The organism is Bradyrhizobium frederickii (assembly GCF_004570865.1).
Taxonomy (GTDB): Bacteria; Pseudomonadota; Alphaproteobacteria; order Rhizobiales; family Xanthobacteraceae; genus Bradyrhizobium; species Bradyrhizobium frederickii.
The window spans coordinates 26,089-44,615 of the sequence record NZ_SPQS01000018.1; the positions used below are offsets into that span (position 1 = coordinate 26,089).

The 18,527-nt window shown below is 64.7% G+C and carries 17 protein-coding genes; 8 read left to right on the forward strand and 9 right to left on the reverse strand.

Annotated features, from left to right (window positions below; translation table 11 throughout):
• Positions 1-30 precede the first annotated feature (30 nt).
• The 3 genes from E4K64_RS27305 to E4K64_RS27315 all read right to left on the reverse strand — a co-directional run bounded on the left by E4K64_RS27305 (position 31) and on the right by E4K64_RS27315 (position 2,642).
• Positions 31-585: a hypothetical protein gene (locus tag E4K64_RS27305; protein ID WP_135166249.1), complete on the reverse strand. Its 555-nt coding sequence runs from the start codon at positions 583-585 to the stop codon at positions 31-33.
• A 182-nt stretch (positions 586-767) separates the two neighbouring features.
• Complete coding sequence (locus tag E4K64_RS27310; protein ID WP_028134831.1) at positions 768-977, reverse strand: DUF4170 domain-containing protein; 210 nt, start codon at positions 975-977, stop codon at positions 768-770.
• A 30-nt stretch (positions 978-1,007) separates the two neighbouring features.
• Positions 1,008-2,642, reverse strand: a complete 1,635-nt coding sequence (locus E4K64_RS27315) for an isocitrate lyase (RefSeq protein ID WP_135166250.1) — start codon at positions 2,640-2,642, stop codon at positions 1,008-1,010.
• A 402-nt stretch (positions 2,643-3,044) separates the two neighbouring features.
• Between E4K64_RS27315 and E4K64_RS27320 the strand changes: the two genes are divergently transcribed.
• Complete coding sequence (locus E4K64_RS27320) at positions 3,045-4,490, forward strand: helix-turn-helix domain-containing protein (RefSeq protein WP_135166251.1); 1,446 nt, start codon at positions 3,045-3,047, stop codon at positions 4,488-4,490.
• A 163-nt stretch (positions 4,491-4,653) separates the two neighbouring features.
• Here E4K64_RS27320 and E4K64_RS40595 read toward each other — a convergent pair whose 3' ends face one another.
• Positions 4,654-4,947 (reverse strand): antibiotic biosynthesis monooxygenase, encoded by a 294-nt coding sequence (locus tag E4K64_RS40595; protein WP_164988405.1) that lies wholly within the window; start codon positions 4,945-4,947, stop codon positions 4,654-4,656.
• 409 nt (positions 4,948-5,356) lie between these two features.
• Here E4K64_RS40595 and E4K64_RS27335 point away from each other — a divergent pair, with 409 nt between their 5' ends.
• A complete protein-coding gene (locus E4K64_RS27335) occupies positions 5,357-6,157 on the forward strand; it encodes a hypothetical protein (protein WP_126260487.1) in 801 nt (266 codons plus the stop codon).
• 164 nt (positions 6,158-6,321) lie between these two features.
• Positions 6,322-6,660, forward strand: coding sequence for a hypothetical protein (locus E4K64_RS27340; RefSeq protein ID WP_135166253.1), 339 nt, complete (start codon positions 6,322-6,324; stop codon positions 6,658-6,660).
• 235 nt (positions 6,661-6,895) lie between these two features.
• Here the strand turns inward: E4K64_RS27340 and E4K64_RS27345 are convergent, their stop codons facing one another.
• The 3 genes from E4K64_RS27345 to htpX all read right to left on the reverse strand — a co-directional run bounded on the left by E4K64_RS27345 (position 6,896) and on the right by htpX (position 9,224).
• On the reverse strand, positions 6,896-7,288 hold the full coding sequence (locus E4K64_RS27345) for a DUF3551 domain-containing protein (protein ID WP_135166254.1): 393 nt from the start codon (positions 7,286-7,288) through the stop codon (positions 6,896-6,898).
• Between the two features lie 210 nt (positions 7,289-7,498).
• Positions 7,499-8,140: a tetratricopeptide repeat protein gene (locus E4K64_RS27350; protein ID WP_209311993.1), complete on the reverse strand. Its 642-nt coding sequence runs from the start codon at positions 8,138-8,140 to the stop codon at positions 7,499-7,501.
• Positions 8,141-8,276: 136 nt separating this feature from the next.
• Positions 8,277-9,224 (reverse strand): zinc metalloprotease HtpX, encoded by a 948-nt coding sequence (gene htpX / locus E4K64_RS27355; protein ID WP_135166256.1) that lies wholly within the window; start codon positions 9,222-9,224, stop codon positions 8,277-8,279.
• 286 nt (positions 9,225-9,510) lie between these two features.
• Between htpX and E4K64_RS27360 the strand changes: the two genes are divergently transcribed.
• The 5 genes from E4K64_RS27360 to E4K64_RS27380 all read left to right on the forward strand — a co-directional run bounded on the left by E4K64_RS27360 (position 9,511) and on the right by E4K64_RS27380 (position 16,094).
• Positions 9,511-10,854 (forward strand): HlyD family secretion protein, encoded by a 1,344-nt coding sequence (locus tag E4K64_RS27360; protein WP_135166257.1) that lies wholly within the window; start codon positions 9,511-9,513, stop codon positions 10,852-10,854.
• Positions 10,851-12,791, forward strand: coding sequence for a glycosyltransferase (locus E4K64_RS27365; protein ID WP_135166258.1), 1,941 nt, complete (start codon positions 10,851-10,853; stop codon positions 12,789-12,791). The genes E4K64_RS27360 and E4K64_RS27365 overlap by 4 nt, the downstream gene beginning before the upstream one ends.
• A 120-nt stretch (positions 12,792-12,911) precedes the next feature.
• Complete coding sequence (locus E4K64_RS27370) at positions 12,912-14,207, forward strand: lytic murein transglycosylase (protein ID WP_135166259.1); 1,296 nt, start codon at positions 12,912-12,914, stop codon at positions 14,205-14,207.
• 108 nt (positions 14,208-14,315) lie between these two features.
• A complete protein-coding gene (locus E4K64_RS27375) occupies positions 14,316-14,819 on the forward strand; it encodes a DUF1993 domain-containing protein (protein ID WP_135166260.1) in 504 nt (167 codons plus the stop codon).
• A gap of 174 nt (positions 14,820-14,993) precedes the next feature.
• Complete coding sequence (locus E4K64_RS27380; protein ID WP_135166261.1) at positions 14,994-16,094, forward strand: alkene reductase; 1,101 nt, start codon at positions 14,994-14,996, stop codon at positions 16,092-16,094.
• A gap of 229 nt (positions 16,095-16,323) precedes the next feature.
• Here E4K64_RS27380 and E4K64_RS27385 read toward each other — a convergent pair whose 3' ends face one another.
• Both E4K64_RS27385 and E4K64_RS27390 read right to left on the reverse strand, forming a co-directional pair.
• Positions 16,324-18,066 (reverse strand): ABC transporter substrate-binding protein, encoded by a 1,743-nt coding sequence (locus E4K64_RS27385; protein ID WP_167772299.1) that lies wholly within the window; start codon positions 18,064-18,066, stop codon positions 16,324-16,326.
• 131 nt (positions 18,067-18,197) lie between these two features.
• A complete protein-coding gene (locus E4K64_RS27390) occupies positions 18,198-18,527 on the reverse strand; it encodes a DUF2160 domain-containing protein (RefSeq protein ID WP_018323269.1) in 330 nt (109 codons plus the stop codon).

The following is an 18,527-nucleotide window of genomic DNA, read 5'->3' on the forward strand; positions in this document are numbered from 1 at the left end:
GCGCGCCCCGGAATGACGGCGGAGGATGCTTCACCAGCTTCGCAAGGCCGCCACTACGGCAACCCCGAACAGCGCGGCCGCACCCAGCACGAAGCCGAACACGAACGGCCAGAAGCGCGAGCGGCGCGGCGGCGCGATGACCGGTGCCTGCGGTTCCGGAGGAACGACCATGGCACGCTCGCGCTCGACCATGCGGCGCGCGACATAATCGGTGACAGCCTCGACGATTGCCGCGGTGTCGTGCGATTCGGCGAGCACGATGCGGCCGAAACGGGTGTCCTGCACGAAGCGGTACATCCGCTTGTCGCGCCCCATCACGATGTGGGCGACGACGTCGATCCAGAGCCTCGGCGTATCGCCCTGGCTGACGCCGCGGTCGAACAGGTCGATCTGATCAGGCACCTGCGCGAACAGGGGATCGAGCGCATCATTGAGGATCTCGAGCCGCGCCACCTCGGCGTCCCTGAGATCGACGACGACGCCGGTCCGGTCGGCGGCCTCGATCCGCGCACGCAGCAGCGCATCGCGCAGCCGCACCGGGCGCGGCTGGCCGGGATGGGTCCCGCTGGTCTCGGGCTCTGACATTGTCGGCCTCGTCCTCGACTTTCCGCCATTAACCTATCAGCAACCAAACCCTCCGCAAAGGCCTACAATTCCAGATACTTACGGCGCCCACAGCCCTTTCACCTGTGCCAAAACAGACGATCCCACCCAGGCGAGCCTGGATGGGACCGTCCGTCCTTGGACGTCTTCTTAAGTGAGGGCGATCAGGCCGAGACCCGCGAGGGCTCTTCCACGATCGAGAAGCGGACGCCGGCCTTGTGGCGGCTCTCTTCCGAGACTTCCTTCCAGCAGTCCTCGGCTTCCTTGCGGGTCTTGAACGGACCCTTGACCTGGGCGGAGCCTTCCACGAGCTTGTGGAAGTTCATCGACCCGAACTCGCCGCCGATCACCCAGAAATTGCTGCCTTTGGTCATTGTCAGTCTCCTGTCGAATGGCGTGATGCGTTAGCCGAACTGGTTCATCGTGTTGTGGGCACCGCCCGCCTTCAGGGCGGCTTCACCCGCGAAGTACTCCTTGTGGTCGTCGCCGATGTCGGAGCCGGCCATGTTCTGGTGCTTCACGCAGGCGATGCCCTGACGGATCTCGGCGCGCTGGACGTTCTTGACGTAGCCCAGCATGCCCTGCTCGCCGAAATACTCGCGAGCGAGATTGTCGGTGGAGAGCGCCGCCGTGTGATAGGTCGGCAACGTGATCAGGTGGTGGAAGATGCCGGCGCGCTTGGCCGAATCCGCCTGGAAGGTACGGATGCGCTCGTCGGCTTCCTGCGCCAGCGGCGTCTCGTCGTATTCCGCCTTCATCAGCTCGGCACGGTTGTACTTGCTGACGTCCTTGCCGGCGTCCTTCCAGGCGTCATAGACCTGCCAGCGGAAGTTGAGGGTCCAGTTGAAGGACGGCGAGTTGTTGTAGGCGAGCTTGGCGTTCGGGACCACCTTGCGGATGCGGTCGACCATGCTGGCGATCTGCTCGATATGCGGCTTCTCGGTCTCGATCCAGAGCAGGTCGGCGCCGTTCTGCAGCGAGGTGATGCAGTCGAGCACGCAGCGGTCCGCGCCGGTACCGGGGCGGAACTGGTAGAGGTTCGAGGGCAGCCGCTTCGGACGCATCATCTTGCCGTTGCGGTTGATGATGACGTCGCCGTTGCGGGCGTTCTCCGGCGTCACTTCCTCGCAATCCAGGAAGCTGTTGTACTGGTCGCCGATATCACCGGGCTTGTGGCTGACGGCGATCTGCTGCGTCAGGCCGGCGCCGAGCGAGTCGGTGCGGGTCACGATGATGCCGTCTTCGACGCCGAGCTCGAGGAAGGCATGGCGGCAGGCGCGGATCTTCGCGAGGAAGACCTCGTGCGGCACGGTGACCTTGCCGTCCTGGTGACCGCACTGCTTCTCGTCCGAGACCTGGTTCTCGATCTGCAGGGCGCAGGCGCCCGCCTCGATCATCTTCTTGGCGAGCAGATAGGTCGCTTCCGCGTTGCCGAAGCCGGCATCGATGTCGGCGATGACGGGGACGACATGGGTCTGGAAGTTGTCGATCTTCGCGATCAGCTCCTGCTCGCGGGTCTTGTCGCCTTCCTTGCGCGCCTTGTCGAGCAGACGGAAGATGTCGTTGAGCTCACGGGAGTCCGCCTGACGCAGGAAGGTGTAGAGCTCCTCGATCAGCGCCGGCACCGAGGTCTTCTCGTGCATCGACTGGTCGGGCAGCGGGCCGAACTCGGAGCGCAGCGCCGCGATCATCCAGCCCGAGAGGTACAGATAGGTGCGATCGGTCTTGCCGCCGAAGTGCTTCTTGACCGAGATCAGCTTCTGCTGGGCGATGAAGCCGTGCCAGCAGCCCAGCGACTGGGTGTACTTGGTCGGGTCCTTGTCATAGGCCGCCATGTCGGCCCGCATCAGCGCCGCGGTGTAGCGGGCGACGTCGAGGCCGGTCTTGAAGCGGTTCTGCAGGCGCATGCGGGCGACGGCCTCGGCCGTCACGCCGTTCCAGGTCGGCTGGGTCTCGAGGAGCGCCTGGGCCGCCTTGACCTCGTCCTGATACGAGGACGGGCTCTGGAGGGAGCTGATGCCGCGCGGCTGATAGTTCATGTGCCTGATCCTTTCGCTGACGATGGCGATGGCGAGCCATCGACATTCTTGACACTGCATTGCGAGATACGTGTCAGGAGCTAAACGCGAAAACGGAAACTTCGTACAGGTGTCTTGTTTCTTATTGGTGATGTCATGTAACATCAGAACATGTAATAGATGTTATTTTGTAAAATTTGTAAATAATAGGTCAGTGAGACTGTCCTGATGGAGATCGAAAGACATGGCCGCCGAAACCGACTTTTTCTCCCTCTCCCCGTCCTTACGGGGAGAGGGTCGGGGTGAGGGGCTCTCTCCTCGACTTCGGCTCTCACCTCCCCTGCGGAGGCTCCCCCTCACCCGCCACGCTTCGCGTGTCGGCCTCTCCCCGCAAGCGGGGAGAGGCGAAGAGAGGAGCCGCTGATGGCCGCCGAGTCCGGGAAGAAACTGTTCGTCGGCCCGCGTTTCCGGAGAATCCGGCAGCAATTGGGGCTGTCGCAGACCCAGATCGCCGAAGGGCTCGGAATCTCGCCGAGCTATGTCAACCTGATCGAGCGCAACCAGCGCCCGGTGACGGCGCAGATCCTGCTGCGGCTGGCCGAGACCTATGACCTCGATCTGCGCGATCTCGCCACCGCGGACGAGGACCGCTTCTTCGCCGAGCTCAACGAGATCTTCTCCGATCCCCTGTTCCGCCAGATCGACGTGCCCAAGCAGGAGCTGCGCGACCTCGCCGAGCTCTGCCCCGGCGTCACCCATGCGCTGCAGCGGCTCTACGCGGCCTATACCGAGGCGCGCCAGGGCGAGACGATGGCCGCGGCCCAGATGGCCGACCGCGACGTCGGCACACGCTATGAGGCCAATCCGGTCGAGCGCGTGCGCGAGCTGATCGAGGCCAATCGCAACTATTTTCCGGAGCTGGAGCAGGCCGCGGAGAATCTCCGCGACGAGCTGAACGTGCCGGCCGAAGGGCTCTATGCGGCGCTGGCCGCCCGGCTGCGGGAAAAGCATTCGATCCAGACCCGCATCATGCCTGTCGACGTGATGCGCGAGACGCTCCGGCGTTTCGATCGCCACCGCCGCCAATTGCTGATCTCAGAGCTGGTCGACCCGCCGGGTCGCGCCTTCCAGCTCGCCTTCCAGCTTGGCTTGGGCGAATGCGCGCAGGCCCTGGAGACCATCATCGGCCGTGCCGGACCGCTCGACGATACGCCGCGCCGCCTGTTCCGCATCACGCTCGGCAATTACTTTGCAGCGGCGGTGATGATGCCCTACCCCGCTTTTCTCGCCGCGGCCGAAGCGCTCAATTACGACATCCACGTGCTGGCGCAGCGCTTCAATTCCGGGTTCGAGCAGGTCTGCCATCGCCTCACCACTTTGCAGCGGCCGAACGCGCGCGGCATTCCGTTCTTCCTGCTGCGCGTCGACAATGCCGGCAACGTCTCCAAGCGCTTCTCCTCCGGCACTTTCCCGTTCTCGAAGTTCGGCGGCACCTGCCCGCTGTGGAACGTGCATTCGACCTTCGACACGCCGGACCGCCTGCTCAAGCAGGTGATCGAGCTGTCCGACGGCACGCGCTATTTCTCGATCGCACAGATGGTGCGCCGCCCGGTCGCGCCGCACCCGCTGCCGCAACCGCGCTTCGCCATCGGCCTCGGCTGCGAGATCCGTCACGCCGCGCGCCTGACCTATGCCGCCGGCATGGACCTCGAGAAGGCCGAAGGCACGCCGATCGGCGTCAATTGCCGCCTGTGCGAGCGCGAAAACTGCGCCCAGCGCGCCGAGCCGCCGATCACGCGCACGCTGATCCTGGACGAGACGACGAGAAGGGTGTCGAGCTTTGCGTTCTCGAATGCACGGGAGCTGTGACGCTTGACGGAAGGCACATGCCACTCGTTCCGCTGTCATGCTCCGCGAAAGCGGAGCATCCAGTACGCCGCGGCCTATCGGCTCCATCACTGCCTCCACGGAGTACTGGATCGCCCGGTCAAGCCGGGCGATGACAGTTGAATGCGTGGCGACAGCCAGCGCCTCACGCCAGCGTATGCACGATCACCGGACCCGCAGCGGCGCTTGCATGTCCGGCGAGCAGCGAGCCGAGATTCTTCTCGATCCAGGCGATGGCGCGCCGGTTCGCCTCCTCGGCCTGCTCGAACTTGTCGAAGATCGAGATCGCGGTGACGGTGTCGTCGCCGGCATAGACGACGTAGTAGGCGCGAAAACCATCGACGTCGCTGATGATCGGAACGGCGCCGTCCTTGATGCGGCGCGCCAGCTCCTCCGCGCTCCCGCTCTTCGCCTTGGCCTGACGGATGGCGGCATACATGGCATCCTCCCTTCCGACTCTCTGAAGCTTTGGTGCTGCGAGCTTACACCTGACAGCAAACCCCGTCATCCTGAGGCATTCACTATGGGGGCGCAAAGCGCCCGCATAGTGAACCTCGAAGGATGGAGGGCCCGGATGCCGCAGCCGGGCCGTGCATCCTTCGAGGCTCGGCTGGCGATGCATCCGCATCGTCAGCCTCACACCTCAGGATGACGGGGAAGCAGTGCTGGCCTCCCCAATGGCCATTTCGAGCCGACCCTCCGTGGTTAACCCGGCCCTAATCCGCGCGCACGATCTGCAACCAGCGGTTAAGCACGCCTCAACATCGGCGCCTTAGTCTTGCCCCACTCACTTTTCGCAAACAACGGTGGCCTATTCTGCCGGGCGAAGTGACATCAGGGGGTTCATCATGCGCATTGCGTTGCTGCTGACCGCAACCATCGTCGGCGCGCTCTTCGCCAGTCCATCCGGTGCCGGATCGCTCGATGCCGACGCGGCGCAGCCGCTGCCGCCGGGCTTCCAGAGCTATCGCGGCTACATGTTCGACCTCTCGGAGAATTCCGAGCGCAAGGACGTCGACAAGCTCACCGACAATCTGAAGCAGCAGATCGACCTCGTCGAAGGCGCCGGCCTGTCGCCGCGCGTGTTGCGCTTCTTCCATACCGTGCCGATCGTCGCGAGCGAGCTGGCCTGCCTCGACGAAGGCGCCGCGACCGCGTGCTACGGCCGGGTCACGCCGGACATCCGCCGCACCGCGCCGCGGACCCTCACGGTGTGGGATCCGGACAAGCAGCGCTGGACCAATCCGAACGCCGTCGACCTCGCGGTCGATTCGGGGCTCGGCGTGATCATGCTGCGCCCGGACATGATGCGCTACGAAAAGGAGGCCGTGCTGCTGCACGAGCTGCTGCACGCCTATCATGCGCGGCTGCTGCCGGACGGCTATGCCAACAAGGGCGTGATCGCCTATTACGCCCTTGCCAAGTCCAAGGATCTGTTGCCCAAGGACAGCTATGCGATGAAGAATCCCATGGAGTTCTTTGCGGTGACCGCCAGCATCTTCCTGGCCGGAAAGAGCGAATTCCACGACCCGAAGTCGCGCGAGACGCTCAAGGAGAAGATGCCGGACTATTACAAATACCTGGTTGGCGTGTTCGGATTCGACCCCGAGCCGGCGGCGGCGAACGGTCCGGTTGCCTCGCTGAAGTGAGGCGCCTCGCCGAGACGTTCAAAAAGCCGCGCGACATGCGCGGCTTTTTCAGTTTTGGCCTGCTGGAAGCTGCGGATGACGCACAGCCGGGAATTGCCAAGGCGGGGTCCGATCTGCATAGTCCGGCCCGCATCGATAGCGTTTTTCGAAGGGGATAAGAGAACATGGCGGACGCCGACCTGGATGTCGTGATCCGGCAACTGGCCAGACAGCTGCATACGGGCCTGATGACCCGCGCCAAGGAGCGGCGGGATCGCTTCAACGGCCTGGCGGCCAAGGCCAAGAGCAGGGAGACCGCCGACCGCTTCAAGATGATGGCCAAGGCCACCCTTGAGCAGGCCACCGCCGCCGCCAAGCGCCTCCAGATGTCCGCCGACAACGTCGCCGACAGCTACGCGCGATCGATGCGGCTCGCCGCCAGCACGCCGGTGGCGGTGAAGGTGGCGAAGGAAAAGCCGGAGAAGAAGGCCGCGAAGAAAGCCAAAGCGAAGAAGACGAAGTAGCCGTTGCTCGTCCCCGCGCCCGCTGCTCGTCGTCCGGGAGAACTCGTCCGGTTTGTCTGGTCATCTCCGGCGTAATCGGCTCGCGGGCCTCCACCGCAGCAACGTTCGCGTTCGATTTTGCCATCCGGGCGACGTGCTCTCGAAGTGCGATAGGGTCGGCCAAGACGTACGAAGCGGCAGCCCCATCCCCGGGGCTGGCACACGTGCGTTAATAACGTGGTCGATTCCTCATCCGTCACATGTAGCGCCGCACACTTTCGAGAAACCGTTCTTTCTCGCCCGGCGCGTAGCCTTGGGACGCTCCATAGTACGGTTCATTGAACTGATTGTACGGTGAGGCCCGGTAGTGGACCGGCGGTCGAGGTGGCACGAAGGTTTGACGGTGCTGATGCCGTTTGTTTCCTCTGGCCGCCGCAGCATTGTAGTAAGGATTGAGGACGCACATCTGACCGTTCGCCGACGCCCTGCATTGGTCCATCGTCATGTAGTTGCATCGGTAGTAAGGGGTCGCTCCGAAAGAAACGACGTTCAGGCAAACCGGAAAAGCCGGGTCGTATCTTTGGGCCCGGGCGTGCCCCGCTGTCAGGGCGAGACTCAACGTCAAGATCGTTAAGGCCAATTTCCGCATTGGAACCTCCTCTAAGTCCGCACGACACCGGTGCACTCTGACCGCGGTCGGCGTTGATCCAAATCAATTCCGGGAGATTGGTTCGAAAGCGCGCCGTGAGTGGCCGCGACATTATTGATCGGCGGCCGTATCAGTCACAATTCTACGGCGAGCCACCTCTCTCAGACACGGAGCGGGAAGGTGCGGTCGGCGACCGCTGCTCCAGACCCGTCACCTTCTCGACGCGGCAATCGGTGCCGGCTCGGCGCTCGCGAGTTCGGCGAGCTTGGCGCGCGCGGCTTCGCGCGCGCGATTGTCCTTCCCGGGGGGCAGCGCCAGCGCCGCCTCGAAATCGGCGCGCGCGTCGTCGGCCTGGCCACGGGCGAGGAACGCCAGGCCACGGTCGAGACGGGCCTCGGCATCCCTGGGATCGAGGCGGACCGCCGTGTTGTAGCTCAGGATGGCGCGATCGAGATCGCCGGTGGCGGCGAGCGCGAGACCGCGCTGGTGATAGGGCGCAGCGAGCTTGGGATCATGCGCGATCGCCTCGTCATAATCGGCGATGGCGAGCTCGAAGTCGCCGTTCAGGCGGCGTGCGAGCGCACGGTCGCGATAGAGCGCAGCGCGGTTGGGATTGAGGTGAAGGGCTTCGTTGAAATCGGCGATCGCCCGCCTGAAGTCGCCATGGCGTAGCGCGATCCGTCCGCGCCCTTCATAGGCAAAGGCGATCAGCGAGCCGCGCAGCGGCGAGAAGCCGATCACGGCCGAGCAGATGTCGGAATCGTCCTCGTCACCGCAATTGACGACCATGTGCGTGGACAGGCCGACGAGCACAGCCAGGACGATCAGCAATGGCACGGCAGTTCTGGTCATCTTCGACGGCGGCCGGCACTGGGCCAGCCACGCATCCCCTTTCGAAGAAAGCATCATCCGCGCGTGTTTAGCACCGGCTCTGGCGATCCTGTGTGCGCCAGGTCACAAAGCCGGTCTCGAATCCTGGCCGGTTCCGTCAGCCCCAAGGACCAGGAGAAGGGCGGCGCGGGGATGAGCGCCCCCACGGGCTGCGAGCGGGATAATTCTCGTTGGCGCCGACCGACGGCGCGGCCCGCGTGCCAAGCTCGGCCGCCAGCTGCTGAAGCGCGGCGATGCGGTTCTGCGTCGACGGATGGGTGGCGAACAGATTGTCCACGCCATGGCCCGACAGCGGATTGATGATGAACATGTGCGCGGTCGCGGGGTTTCGCTCGGCCTCGTAGTTCGGGACCTGGTGCGCGGCGCCCTCGATCTTCACCAGCGCGGAGGCCAGCCACATCGGTTGTCCCGCGATGCGCGCACCGAGATTGTCCGCGGCGTACTCACGCGTGCGGCTGATTGCCATCTGCACCAGCATGGCGCCGAGCGGGGCCAGGATCATCATCAGGATCGAGCCAACGACGCCGAGACCATTGTTGTTGTCGCGGTTGCCGCCGAAGAACATGCCGAACTGCGCCAGCATCGAGATCGCGCCGGCGATGGTCGCGGTGATCGTCATCAGCAGCGTGTCGTGATTCTTGATATGGGCGAGCTCGTGCGCGATCACGCCGGCGAGCTCCTCGCGGCTGAGCTGGCGCATCAGGCCGGTGGTAACGGCGACCGCGGCATTTTCCGGGTTGCGGCCGGTCGCAAACGCGTTGGGCTGCGGCTCATCCATCAGGAAGACCCGCGGCATCGGCAGGCCCGCACGGCCGGCAAGCTCGGCGACGAGACCGACCAGCTCCGGCGCGGTCGAACGGTCGACCTCATGGGCGCCGTACATCGACAGCACCATGCGGTCGGAGTTCCAGTAGGTGAAGAGGTTGGTTGCGGCGGCAATGACGAGCGCGATCATGGCGCCCGAGGCGCCGCCGATCAGATAGCCCACGCCCATGAACAGGGCGGTGAGACCTGCGAGCAGCATTGCGGTACGAAAATAGTTCATGGCCGTCTCCCAGAGCCGGCCGCGGGCGAACCTCCGGCCGGCGTCCACGAGGTATGAATGCGGCGGGAGACTGCAAGGTTCGTGCGTCGCCCCGCCGCACGCCTCTGGCGAAGGGCCAGTCTTTCGGCCCTCGCTAAAGCTTAACGGGGATTTGCGCGAAAACATGCGCGAAAGCTTAGCAACCTGGAAAGCGCAATTTCGGATTGAACCATAGCAACCCGGCACGCAGCACAGTTCCGGCGCATTGACCCCCTCTCGTCGGCATTTCGTCCGCAAGGTGACCGTCATGATGGACCGCTCGCGCGCCGCCTCCGTCGATCCCGCACCTGCCCCCTCCCCTGACCAGAAGACTGATGCGAAAGGCTTGCAGGAGGCGCTGCATGAGCAGCTGTTCGCCAATGACGAGCCCAGCCATGCGCCGGACGGGCAGACGGCGCCGGAATCCGGACGTCGCTGGTCGTATCTGCGGCGCGGTGCCAAGATCGCCATCGGGCTCGCCATCGTCGCCGTGTTCGGCTGGCTGCCGCTGCGCGCGATCTGGGAGAATTCGAGCGTCGAGGCGGTACTGAATTCCCGCCTCGTTACCTTGCGCACGCCCATCGGTGGGCGCGTCGCGGCCGCCCAGCGCGTCACCGACCAGACCGAGCTGGATGCCGGAACCGTCGTCCTGCGCGTCGTCAACTCGCGCGGCGATCGCACCCTGCTCGACAATCTCCGGCGGCAGAAATCGCGCCTGGAGAACGAGCGGCCGAGTCTTGCCGCCAAGCTTGCCTCGGCGCAAGCCGCGCAAAAGGACCTGGCGCGGCAGGCCGCGCAATTCCGCGACGGACGCGTGCTCCAGCTCGAGGCCCGCATCGCCGAGATCCAGACCTCGATAGAAGCGGCGGCGGCGCGGCGCGAGGAGGCCAGCGCCGCCGTCGAACGCGCCTCGTCGCTGGCCAAATCCGGCAATGTCTCGACCGTCGAGCTGTCGCGGCTGACGCGCGAGCTCTCCGTGTCGCAGCAGACCGAGCTCGGCACGCGCAAGCGGCTGGATGCCGCCAAGGTCGAGCTCGCCGCGGCGCAGAACGGCTCGTTCCTCGGCGACAGCTATAACGACCGGCCGAGTTCGGTGCAGCGCGAAGAGGAGATGCGTCAGCGCGCCGGCGACCTCGAAGCCGATCTCGCCCGCACCGACACCGACATCGCCTGGCTTGCCAACGAGATCATCGTCGAGGAGGTCCGCTTCGCCGATCTGTCCGAAGCCAACATCACGACACCCGTCGCGGGGCGCGTCTGGGAGATGATGACCTCGCCCGGCGAGGACGTACAGGCCGGCCAGCCCCTGCTCAAGGTGCTCGATTGCAGCGGCACCGTCATCACCGCCAACGTCACCGAGGCCGTCTACAACCGCCTGCAGCTCGGCGATCGCGCGACCTTCGAGCCGAATGACGGCGGCGAGCCGATCTTCGGCACCGTGGTCAATCTGACCGGCGCTGCCGGCGCACCCGCCAATCTCGCCATCAATCCGGATGCACTGAGCAAGGAGCCCTATCGCGTGACCGTGGCATCGCGCGATGCCGCGGCCCGCGCCTGCACCGTGGGACGCACCGGCCGCGTCGTATTTGCCCGGCATGAGACAGCGCCGTGATTGTGGCGCTGACGCCCGGCCTGATTGCCCTCGGCGCCTTCATGGCGATCGTGCCGCTGCTCAGGCGCGACAGCACGATGGCGCGCTCGTTCCTGACCATCGTGTCGGTGGCCCTGCTGCTGCGTTATCTCTATTGGCGTGTCACGTCGACGCTGCCGCCGCCGCATCTGACCCTCGATGCCATGGCCGGCTACCCGTTCCTGCTGCTGGAAGCGGCCTCGCTCGTCGGGGTCGCGTTGTCCCTACTGTTCCTGAGCCGGACGCTCGACCGCACCGGCACAGCGAGGGTCGACGGTCGTGCCACCGATCCGCGTGCGCCGTTGATCGACGTCTTCATCTGCACCTACAACGAGGAACGGTCGATTCTCGAGCGCACCATCATCGGCGCGACCGGCATGGCCTACGGCCACTACCGCGTCTGGGTCCTGGACGACGGACGGCGGCCCTGGCTGCGGCGCCTTTCGGGCGAGCTCGGCTGCCATTATCTCACGCGGCCCGACAACCTGCACGCCAAGGCCGGCAACATCAACCATGCACTCAGGCATGTCGGCGCGCTGCCGGAGCGGCCGGAATTCGTCGCCATTCTCGATGCGGACTTCGTGCCGCGGCCCGATTTCCTTGCGCGTACCATCTCGCTCATGGACGACGAGTCGATCGGCGTGGTGCAGACGCCGCAGCACTTCATCAATCCAGATCCGATCCAGACCAACCTTGCCGCGACCGATGTCTGGCCCGACGAGCAGCGCTTCTTCTTCGACATCCTGCTGCCGGCCAAGGACGCCTGGGGCGTCGCGTTTTGCTGCGGCACCTCGTCTCTCATTCGCTATGCCGGGCTGATGCAGATCGGCGGGTTTCCGACCGATTCGGTGACCGAGGACTACCTGGTCACGCTGCGCCTCAAGGAATGCGGCCTCAACACGATCTATCTCAACGAGCGCCTGACGATCGGGCTCGCGCCGGAGGGGCTGAAGGAATACATCACCCAGCGCGCCCGCTGGTGCCTCGGCTTGATGCAGATCGTGCGCGGTCGCAGCGGACCGCTGTCGCGGGACTCGAAGCTGTCCTTCATCGACCGGCTCTCGCTGACCGACGCCTTCACGAGCTGGTCGGCGGTGTACGCGTCGAAGGTGGCGGGCCTCGTCGTGCCCTGGTTGTTCCTGCTGTTCGGCATCAAGGCGGTTCAGGCCGACCTCACCGAGCTGTTGCGCTTCTTTCTGCCCTTCTATGTCTGGCATAGTCTCAGCATGGCCTGGCTGTCGCGCGGCCGCTCGCTCGCGATGATGACGGACGTCTCGCAGCTCATCGCGGCGCCTGCGGTGCTCCAGGCGGTGGCGGCCGGCCTGTTGAATCCGACAGGACACAAGTTCAAGGTCACCGCGAAAGGCGGCGACCGCAACAGCCGATTCGTCGAATGGCCGCTGCTGCGGCTCTATGGCGGCGCGCTCGTCATCACGCTCGCAGCCATCGCCTATGCCTTCATCCTGCACCTGCGCGGCGAGAACATCGCCTATGGCGGACTGGCCCTGGCCTGGAGCCTCTACAACGCGGTCATCCTCACCGTGGTCTGCTTCGTCTGCATCGAGCAGCCGCGCAAGCGAAAGGCGGAGCGGTTCAGCCGCAATGAGACCGTCCTGCTGCGCCACGACGGCAGGTCACATCTCGCGCGGCTCGCCGACATCTCCATCACGGGCGCGCGCCTGATCGACCCCGATCCGCCGGCGCCGGGCAGCACAATCGAATGCCGCATCTACGGCCGCCCGATCGCGGCCATCGTGGTGCGGCGGACCGCGGACGGATTCGCCGTGCGGTTCGAAGAAGGCATGGACACGCGCGTGCACGCGATCAGGGCATTCTATGCCGGCGAGTATGTTCGCGCCTTTCAGGGAGTGAGGGCGCTCCCGGTCGGCAAAGCGCTGCTGATGCGGCTGTTCGGCTAGGCCGACGCAGCATCACCCGCATTCCCTCTGCTGGCGGAGCATCGAAAGGATGGCTTGAGGCCGTCACTTCACCTAAACTTCGGGCGAATCCACGCCCGTCCTTTCCCCGCCGGAACTCCCATGGTCCAGACCCGATTTCTGATCGCGGCCGTCACGCTTTTCGCGTGCACCGCCACCGCTTCCGCCCAGATGCTTCCACCTCCCGCCAGGCCCGCAGCGCCCAAGGCGCCCTCGCCACGCGCGGCCTCGTGCCACAATGGCGCGAGCTTCGATCGCTTCCTGGCCGAGGTGAAGCAACAGGCGGTGGCGGCCGGCGTGTCGCAGCGGACGATCGCGGAGGCCTCGCCCTACCTCGTCTACGACCAGGGCATCGTCAACCGCGACCGCGGCCAGCGCGTGTTCGGCCAGCTCTTCACCGAATTCGCCGGCCGCATGGCCGCGCCCTATCGGATGCAGAACGGCCAGCAGCACATCAAGCAATACGCACCTGCATTCGCGCGCGCGGAGAAGGAATATGGCGTGCCGCCGGCGGTGACCGCCGCGTTCTGGGGGCTGGAGAGTGACTTCGGCGCCAACATGGGCAATCTGCCGACGCTGAAATCGCTGGTGTCGCTCGCCTATGACTGCCGCCGCTCCGAGATGTTCGTGGGCGAGACCATCGCCGCGTTGAAGATCATCGATCGCGGCGATCTGCATCCCGACGAAATGATCGGCTCCTGGGCCGGCGAGCTCGGGCAGACCCAGTTCCTGCCCGTGCATTACGTCAACTACGCCGTCGACTATGACGGCGACGGACGACGCGACCTGTTGCGCTCACCAGCCGACGTGATCGGCTCGACCGCGAACTACATCGCCAACGGCTTGAAGTGGCGGCGCGGCGAGCCGTGGCTGGAGGAGATCAGGGTGCCGCCAAACCTGCCGTGGGAGAAGACCGATCTCACGGTGCGAGAGCCACGCTCGACTTGGGCGCAGCTGGGGGTGACCTATCCCGACGGCCGTCCCTTGCCGAACGACAATCTGCCGGCCTCCGTGCTGCTGCCGATGGGGCGCTTTGGCCCGGCCTTCATGGCCTATGCGAATTTCGCCGCCTACACCGAGTGGAACAACTCGCTGATCTATTCGACCACGGCGGGCTATCTCGCCTCGCGCATTGCGGGCGCCGCCCCCATGCGCAAGCCGGCCCAACCGGTGCCGCAGCTGCCGTTCAACGAGCTGAAGGAATTGCAGCAGCTCCTGGTGCGCGCCGGCTTCAATGTCGGCAAGGTCGATGGCGTGCTGGGCCAGCAGAGCCGAACTGCGGTGAAGGCGATGCAGATCAAGTTCGGCCTGCCGGCCGATTCCTGGCCGACCGCCGAGCTGCTCGCCCGCATGCGCGGCGGCACGGCTCAGGCGCAGCCGGCGAGCATGGTGCGATAGAATTTTCGCATCGCACAAGCCGCTTTCGCGATTGAAGTTTTCCACGAGGCTCCCATGTGAGTGGCTCAGGTTTTCTCCTGAGATTTCCCATTCACAAGCGAGCATCACATGTCCTTCTACGACGCGGTCGTCCCCGCCTATCTGCAAATGCTGAACAGCGTGACCGGGCTGCTGACCAAAGCCGAGGCGCATTGCGCGGCCAAGAAGATCGACCCCAGCGTCCTGCTCGGCTCGCGCCTCTTTCCGGACATGCTGCCGCTGTCGAAGCAGGTCCAGCTCGTCAGCGATTTCGCCGCCAAGGGCTGTGCCCGGCTGACCCATAGCGAGGTCCCCTCAACGCCCGACACCGAGACGAGCTTTGCGGAGTTGAAGCAGCGGCTGGCGAAGACGATCGACTACGTGAAGTCGTTCAAGCCCGAGCAATTTGAGGGCGCCGATGCCAAGGAGGTCACCTTCCCGACCGGGCCCGACAAGACCACGACCTTGAAGGGCCAGCAATTCCTCAGCGCGTTCTCGCTGCCGAACTTCTATTTCCACTGCGCGACCGCCCACGGCATCCTGCGTCACAACGGCGTCGAGATCGGCAAGCGCGATTTCATGGGCTTGAGCTGACTTGGCAATCGCACGCGGCAGTCGAAGTCTGCTGCCGCGGCCGGAATTGCACATGAATTATGCTACGCGGGACTTGCCGCGTAGCTCGCCTGCACTTTCCGTATGGCTCGTCTCTTGCGCATGATGCCGCGATGCACAAGTGTTCCTGACCTTTCACTGTCTGGAACATCCCAAATGAGCCGTTCGACCAAATTGTTTGAGACCTACAAGCTCGGCCCGATCACGCTTGCGAACCGTTTCGTGATGGCGCCGCTGACGCGCAACCGCGCCGTTCCCGGCACGTTCGTCCCCGGCGCGCTCGCCGCCGAGTATTACAGCCAGCGCGCCTCCGCCGGCCTTCTGATCACCGAAGCAAGCCAGGTCTCGCAACAAGGCCAAGGCTATCAGGACACTCCCGGCATCTACAGCAAGGACCAGGTCGCGGGCTGGCGCAAGGTCACCGACAAGGTGCACGAGCGCGGCGGCAAGATCTTCATCCAGCTCTGGCATGTCGGCCGCATCTCGCACGTCGATCTGCAGGCAGGTGGCGCAGCGCCGGTGGCGCCGAGCGCGATCCGCGCCAAGGGCAAGACCTTCGTGAACGGCGGCTTCGCCGACGTCTCCGAGCCGCGCGCGCTCGAGCTTTCCGAAATTCCAGGCATCATCGACGATTTCAAGCGCGCCGCAAAGAATGCGCTCGAAGCGGGCTTCGACGGCGTCGAGATTCACGGCGCCAATGGCTACCTGCTCGACCAGTTCGCCAAGGACGGCGCCAACAAGCGCAGCGATGCCTATGGCGGCTCGATCGAGAACCGCGCGCGGTTGATGCTGGAAGTGTCCAAGGCCGTCGCCGCCGAGGCCGGCGCGGACCGCACCGGCATCCGCATCTCGCCAGTGACGCCGGCCAACGACATCTCCGACAGCAACCCGCAGCCGCTGTTCGATCACATCGTCGACGGGCTCAACGCGCTCAAGCTGGTCTATCTCCACGTCGTCGAAGGCGCCACCGGCGGGCCGCGCGACATCGCGCCGTTCGACTATGCGTCCTTGCGCAAGCGCTTCTCCGGCGCCTACGTCGCCAACAACGGCTATGATTTCGAGCTTGCGACCAAGGTGCTGGACGCGAACGCGGCCGATCTCATCGCCTTCGGCAAGCCGTTCATCTCCAACCCCGACCTCGTCGAACGGCTGAAGCAGGGCGCGCCTCTGAACGACTGGGACAAGAACACCTTCTACGGCGGCGGCGCCAAGGGCTATACGGACTACCCGACGCTGGCGGCCGAGCCGGCGGAGTGAGGGACCATCCACCCACGACGCTGTCATGCTCCGCGAAAGCGGGGCATCCAGTACGCCGCGGCCCCTCGTTCAATCACGACCGCCTCTAGAATACTGGATTGCCCGCCTTCGCGGGCAATGACACCGGGTATGTGGGACGCGCGTCCCCACAAGCTCGTCACCACAAGCACCAAAGGAAAAGGCCGGGATCACTCCCGGCCTTTCGTGCTTGTGACTCTCTAAGCGCCGCTTACTTCGCTTCCGCGCGCTTGGGCGGGGTGGCCGGCCACGACTTGATCAGGGTGTCGTAGTCCACCGTCTCGCCCTTCGGCTTCTCGTTGGCGAGCTTGCGCTGGGGCGCGATGGTGCCGTCCTTCTCGGCCTTCGCGAACCAGTATTCCGGCTTCTCCTTCTTGTGCAGCTTCGGACCGCAGGCGCCCTGCACGCCGGACTTCTCCAGGCGCTCCATGACGGAGTCCTGAGCGGCCGCGAGGGCATCCATCGCCTGTTGCGGCGTCTTCGCACCGGACGACGCATCGCCGATGTTCTGCCACCACAGCTGCGCGAGCTTCGGATAGTCGGGCACGTTGTTGCCTGTCGGGGTCCACTGCACGCGGGCGGGCGAGCGGTAGAACTCGACCAGGCCGCCGAGCTTCGGCGCACGTTCCGTGAACGACTTGTCCCAGATGTCGGATTCACGGACGAAGGTGAGACCGACATGGCTCTTCTTCAGCGACACCGACTTGGAGACGATGAACTGGAGATACAGCCACGCTGCCTTGCGACGATCCGGCGGGGTGGACTTCAGCAGCGTGAGTGAGCCCGCGTCCTGATAGCCGAGCTTCATGCCTTCCTTCCAGTACGAGCCGTGCGGCGACGGAGCCATACGCCATTTCGGCGTACCGTCCGCGTTCATCACGGCGATGCCCGGCTTCACCATGTCGGCGGTGAAGGCGGTGTACCAGAACATCTGCTGGGCGATGTTGCCCTGCGCCGGCACAGGACCGGACTCGGAGAAGGTCATGCCCTGGGCCTGCGGAGGCGCGTACTTCTTCATCCACTCGAGATATTTGGTGATCGAGTAGACCGCCGCCGGACCGTTGGTGTCGCCACCACGCTCGACGGAAGAGCCGACCGGACGGCAGCCCTCCATGCGGATGCCCCATTCGTCGACCGGCAGACCGTTCGGAATGCCCTTGTCGCCATTGCCGGCCATCGACAGCCAGGCGTCGGTGAAGCGCCAGCCGAGCGAGGGGTCTTTCTTGCCATAGTCCATATGGCCATAGACCTTGACGCCGTTGATCTCCTTGACGTCGTTGGTGAAGAACTCGGCGATGTCCTCATAGGCGGACCAGTTCACGGGCACGCCGAGCTCGTAGCCGTACTTGGCCTTGAACTTGGCCTTGTAGTCGGGGTTGGTGAACCAGTCGTAGCGGAACCAATAGAGGTTCGCGAACTGCTGGTCGGGCAGCTGGTACAGCTTGCCGTCCGGCCCGGTGCCGAACGACTTGCCGATGAAGTCGTTCACGTCGAGCATGGGATCGGTGACGTCCTTGCCCTCGCCGGTCATGTAGTCCGACAGCGCGATGGTCTGGCCGTAGCGGAAGTGGGTACCGATCAGGTCGGAATCGTTGATCCAGCCGTCATAGACGTTCTTCCCGGACTGCATCTGGGTCTGCAGCTTCTCGACGACGTCACCTTCCTGGATGAGGTCGTGCTTGAGCTTGATGCCGGTGAGCTCGGAGAACGCCTTGGCCAGCGTCTGCGCTTCGTATTCGTGGGTGGTGATGGTCTCGGAGACGACGTTGATCTCCATACCCTTGAACGGCTCGGCCGCCTTGGCGAACCACTCCAGCTCCTTCTTCTGGTCTTCCTTCGACAGCGTCGAGGGCTGGAATTCCGCGATCCACTTCTGGATCACAGCCTCGTCGGCGGCGCGAACCGGCGCCGAGACGGCGAGCGACACCGCGATGATGGCGGCGGCGCTCGACATGGTCAGAAAATTGCTCTTGGTCAATGGACCTTTCCTTCTCCTAAACTGTCGCATGTTGTTCCTCCGTTGCAGCGACAAACTTTTATACAGGCCCGGGTTGCCTCCCGGATCTGGCCGTCCCTTCGCGAGCTTCAGACCGTGCGGAAAATGAGCACGGCCGTCACCAGCGAAATTCCACTTGCGAGCCACAGGCGCGAGATCTCGACGCCCTCCTCGCCGATCGGCAACGTTGCGATCGCATCGGTGCCGAAGAATCCGATCCAGAGCAGATGGATGACCGCCGCCGATATCAGCGAAATGAACAGGCGATCGCCGCGCGTGGTCGGGATGCGCAGCACACCGACACGCTCGGCTTCGGGATAGACCGCCGCGAGCCAAGTCATCACGGCAAGCGTGCAGGCGAGCGCGGCGAAGAAGATCGCCGTCGGCAGCGTCCAGGCCATCCATGCGATGGATTCCAT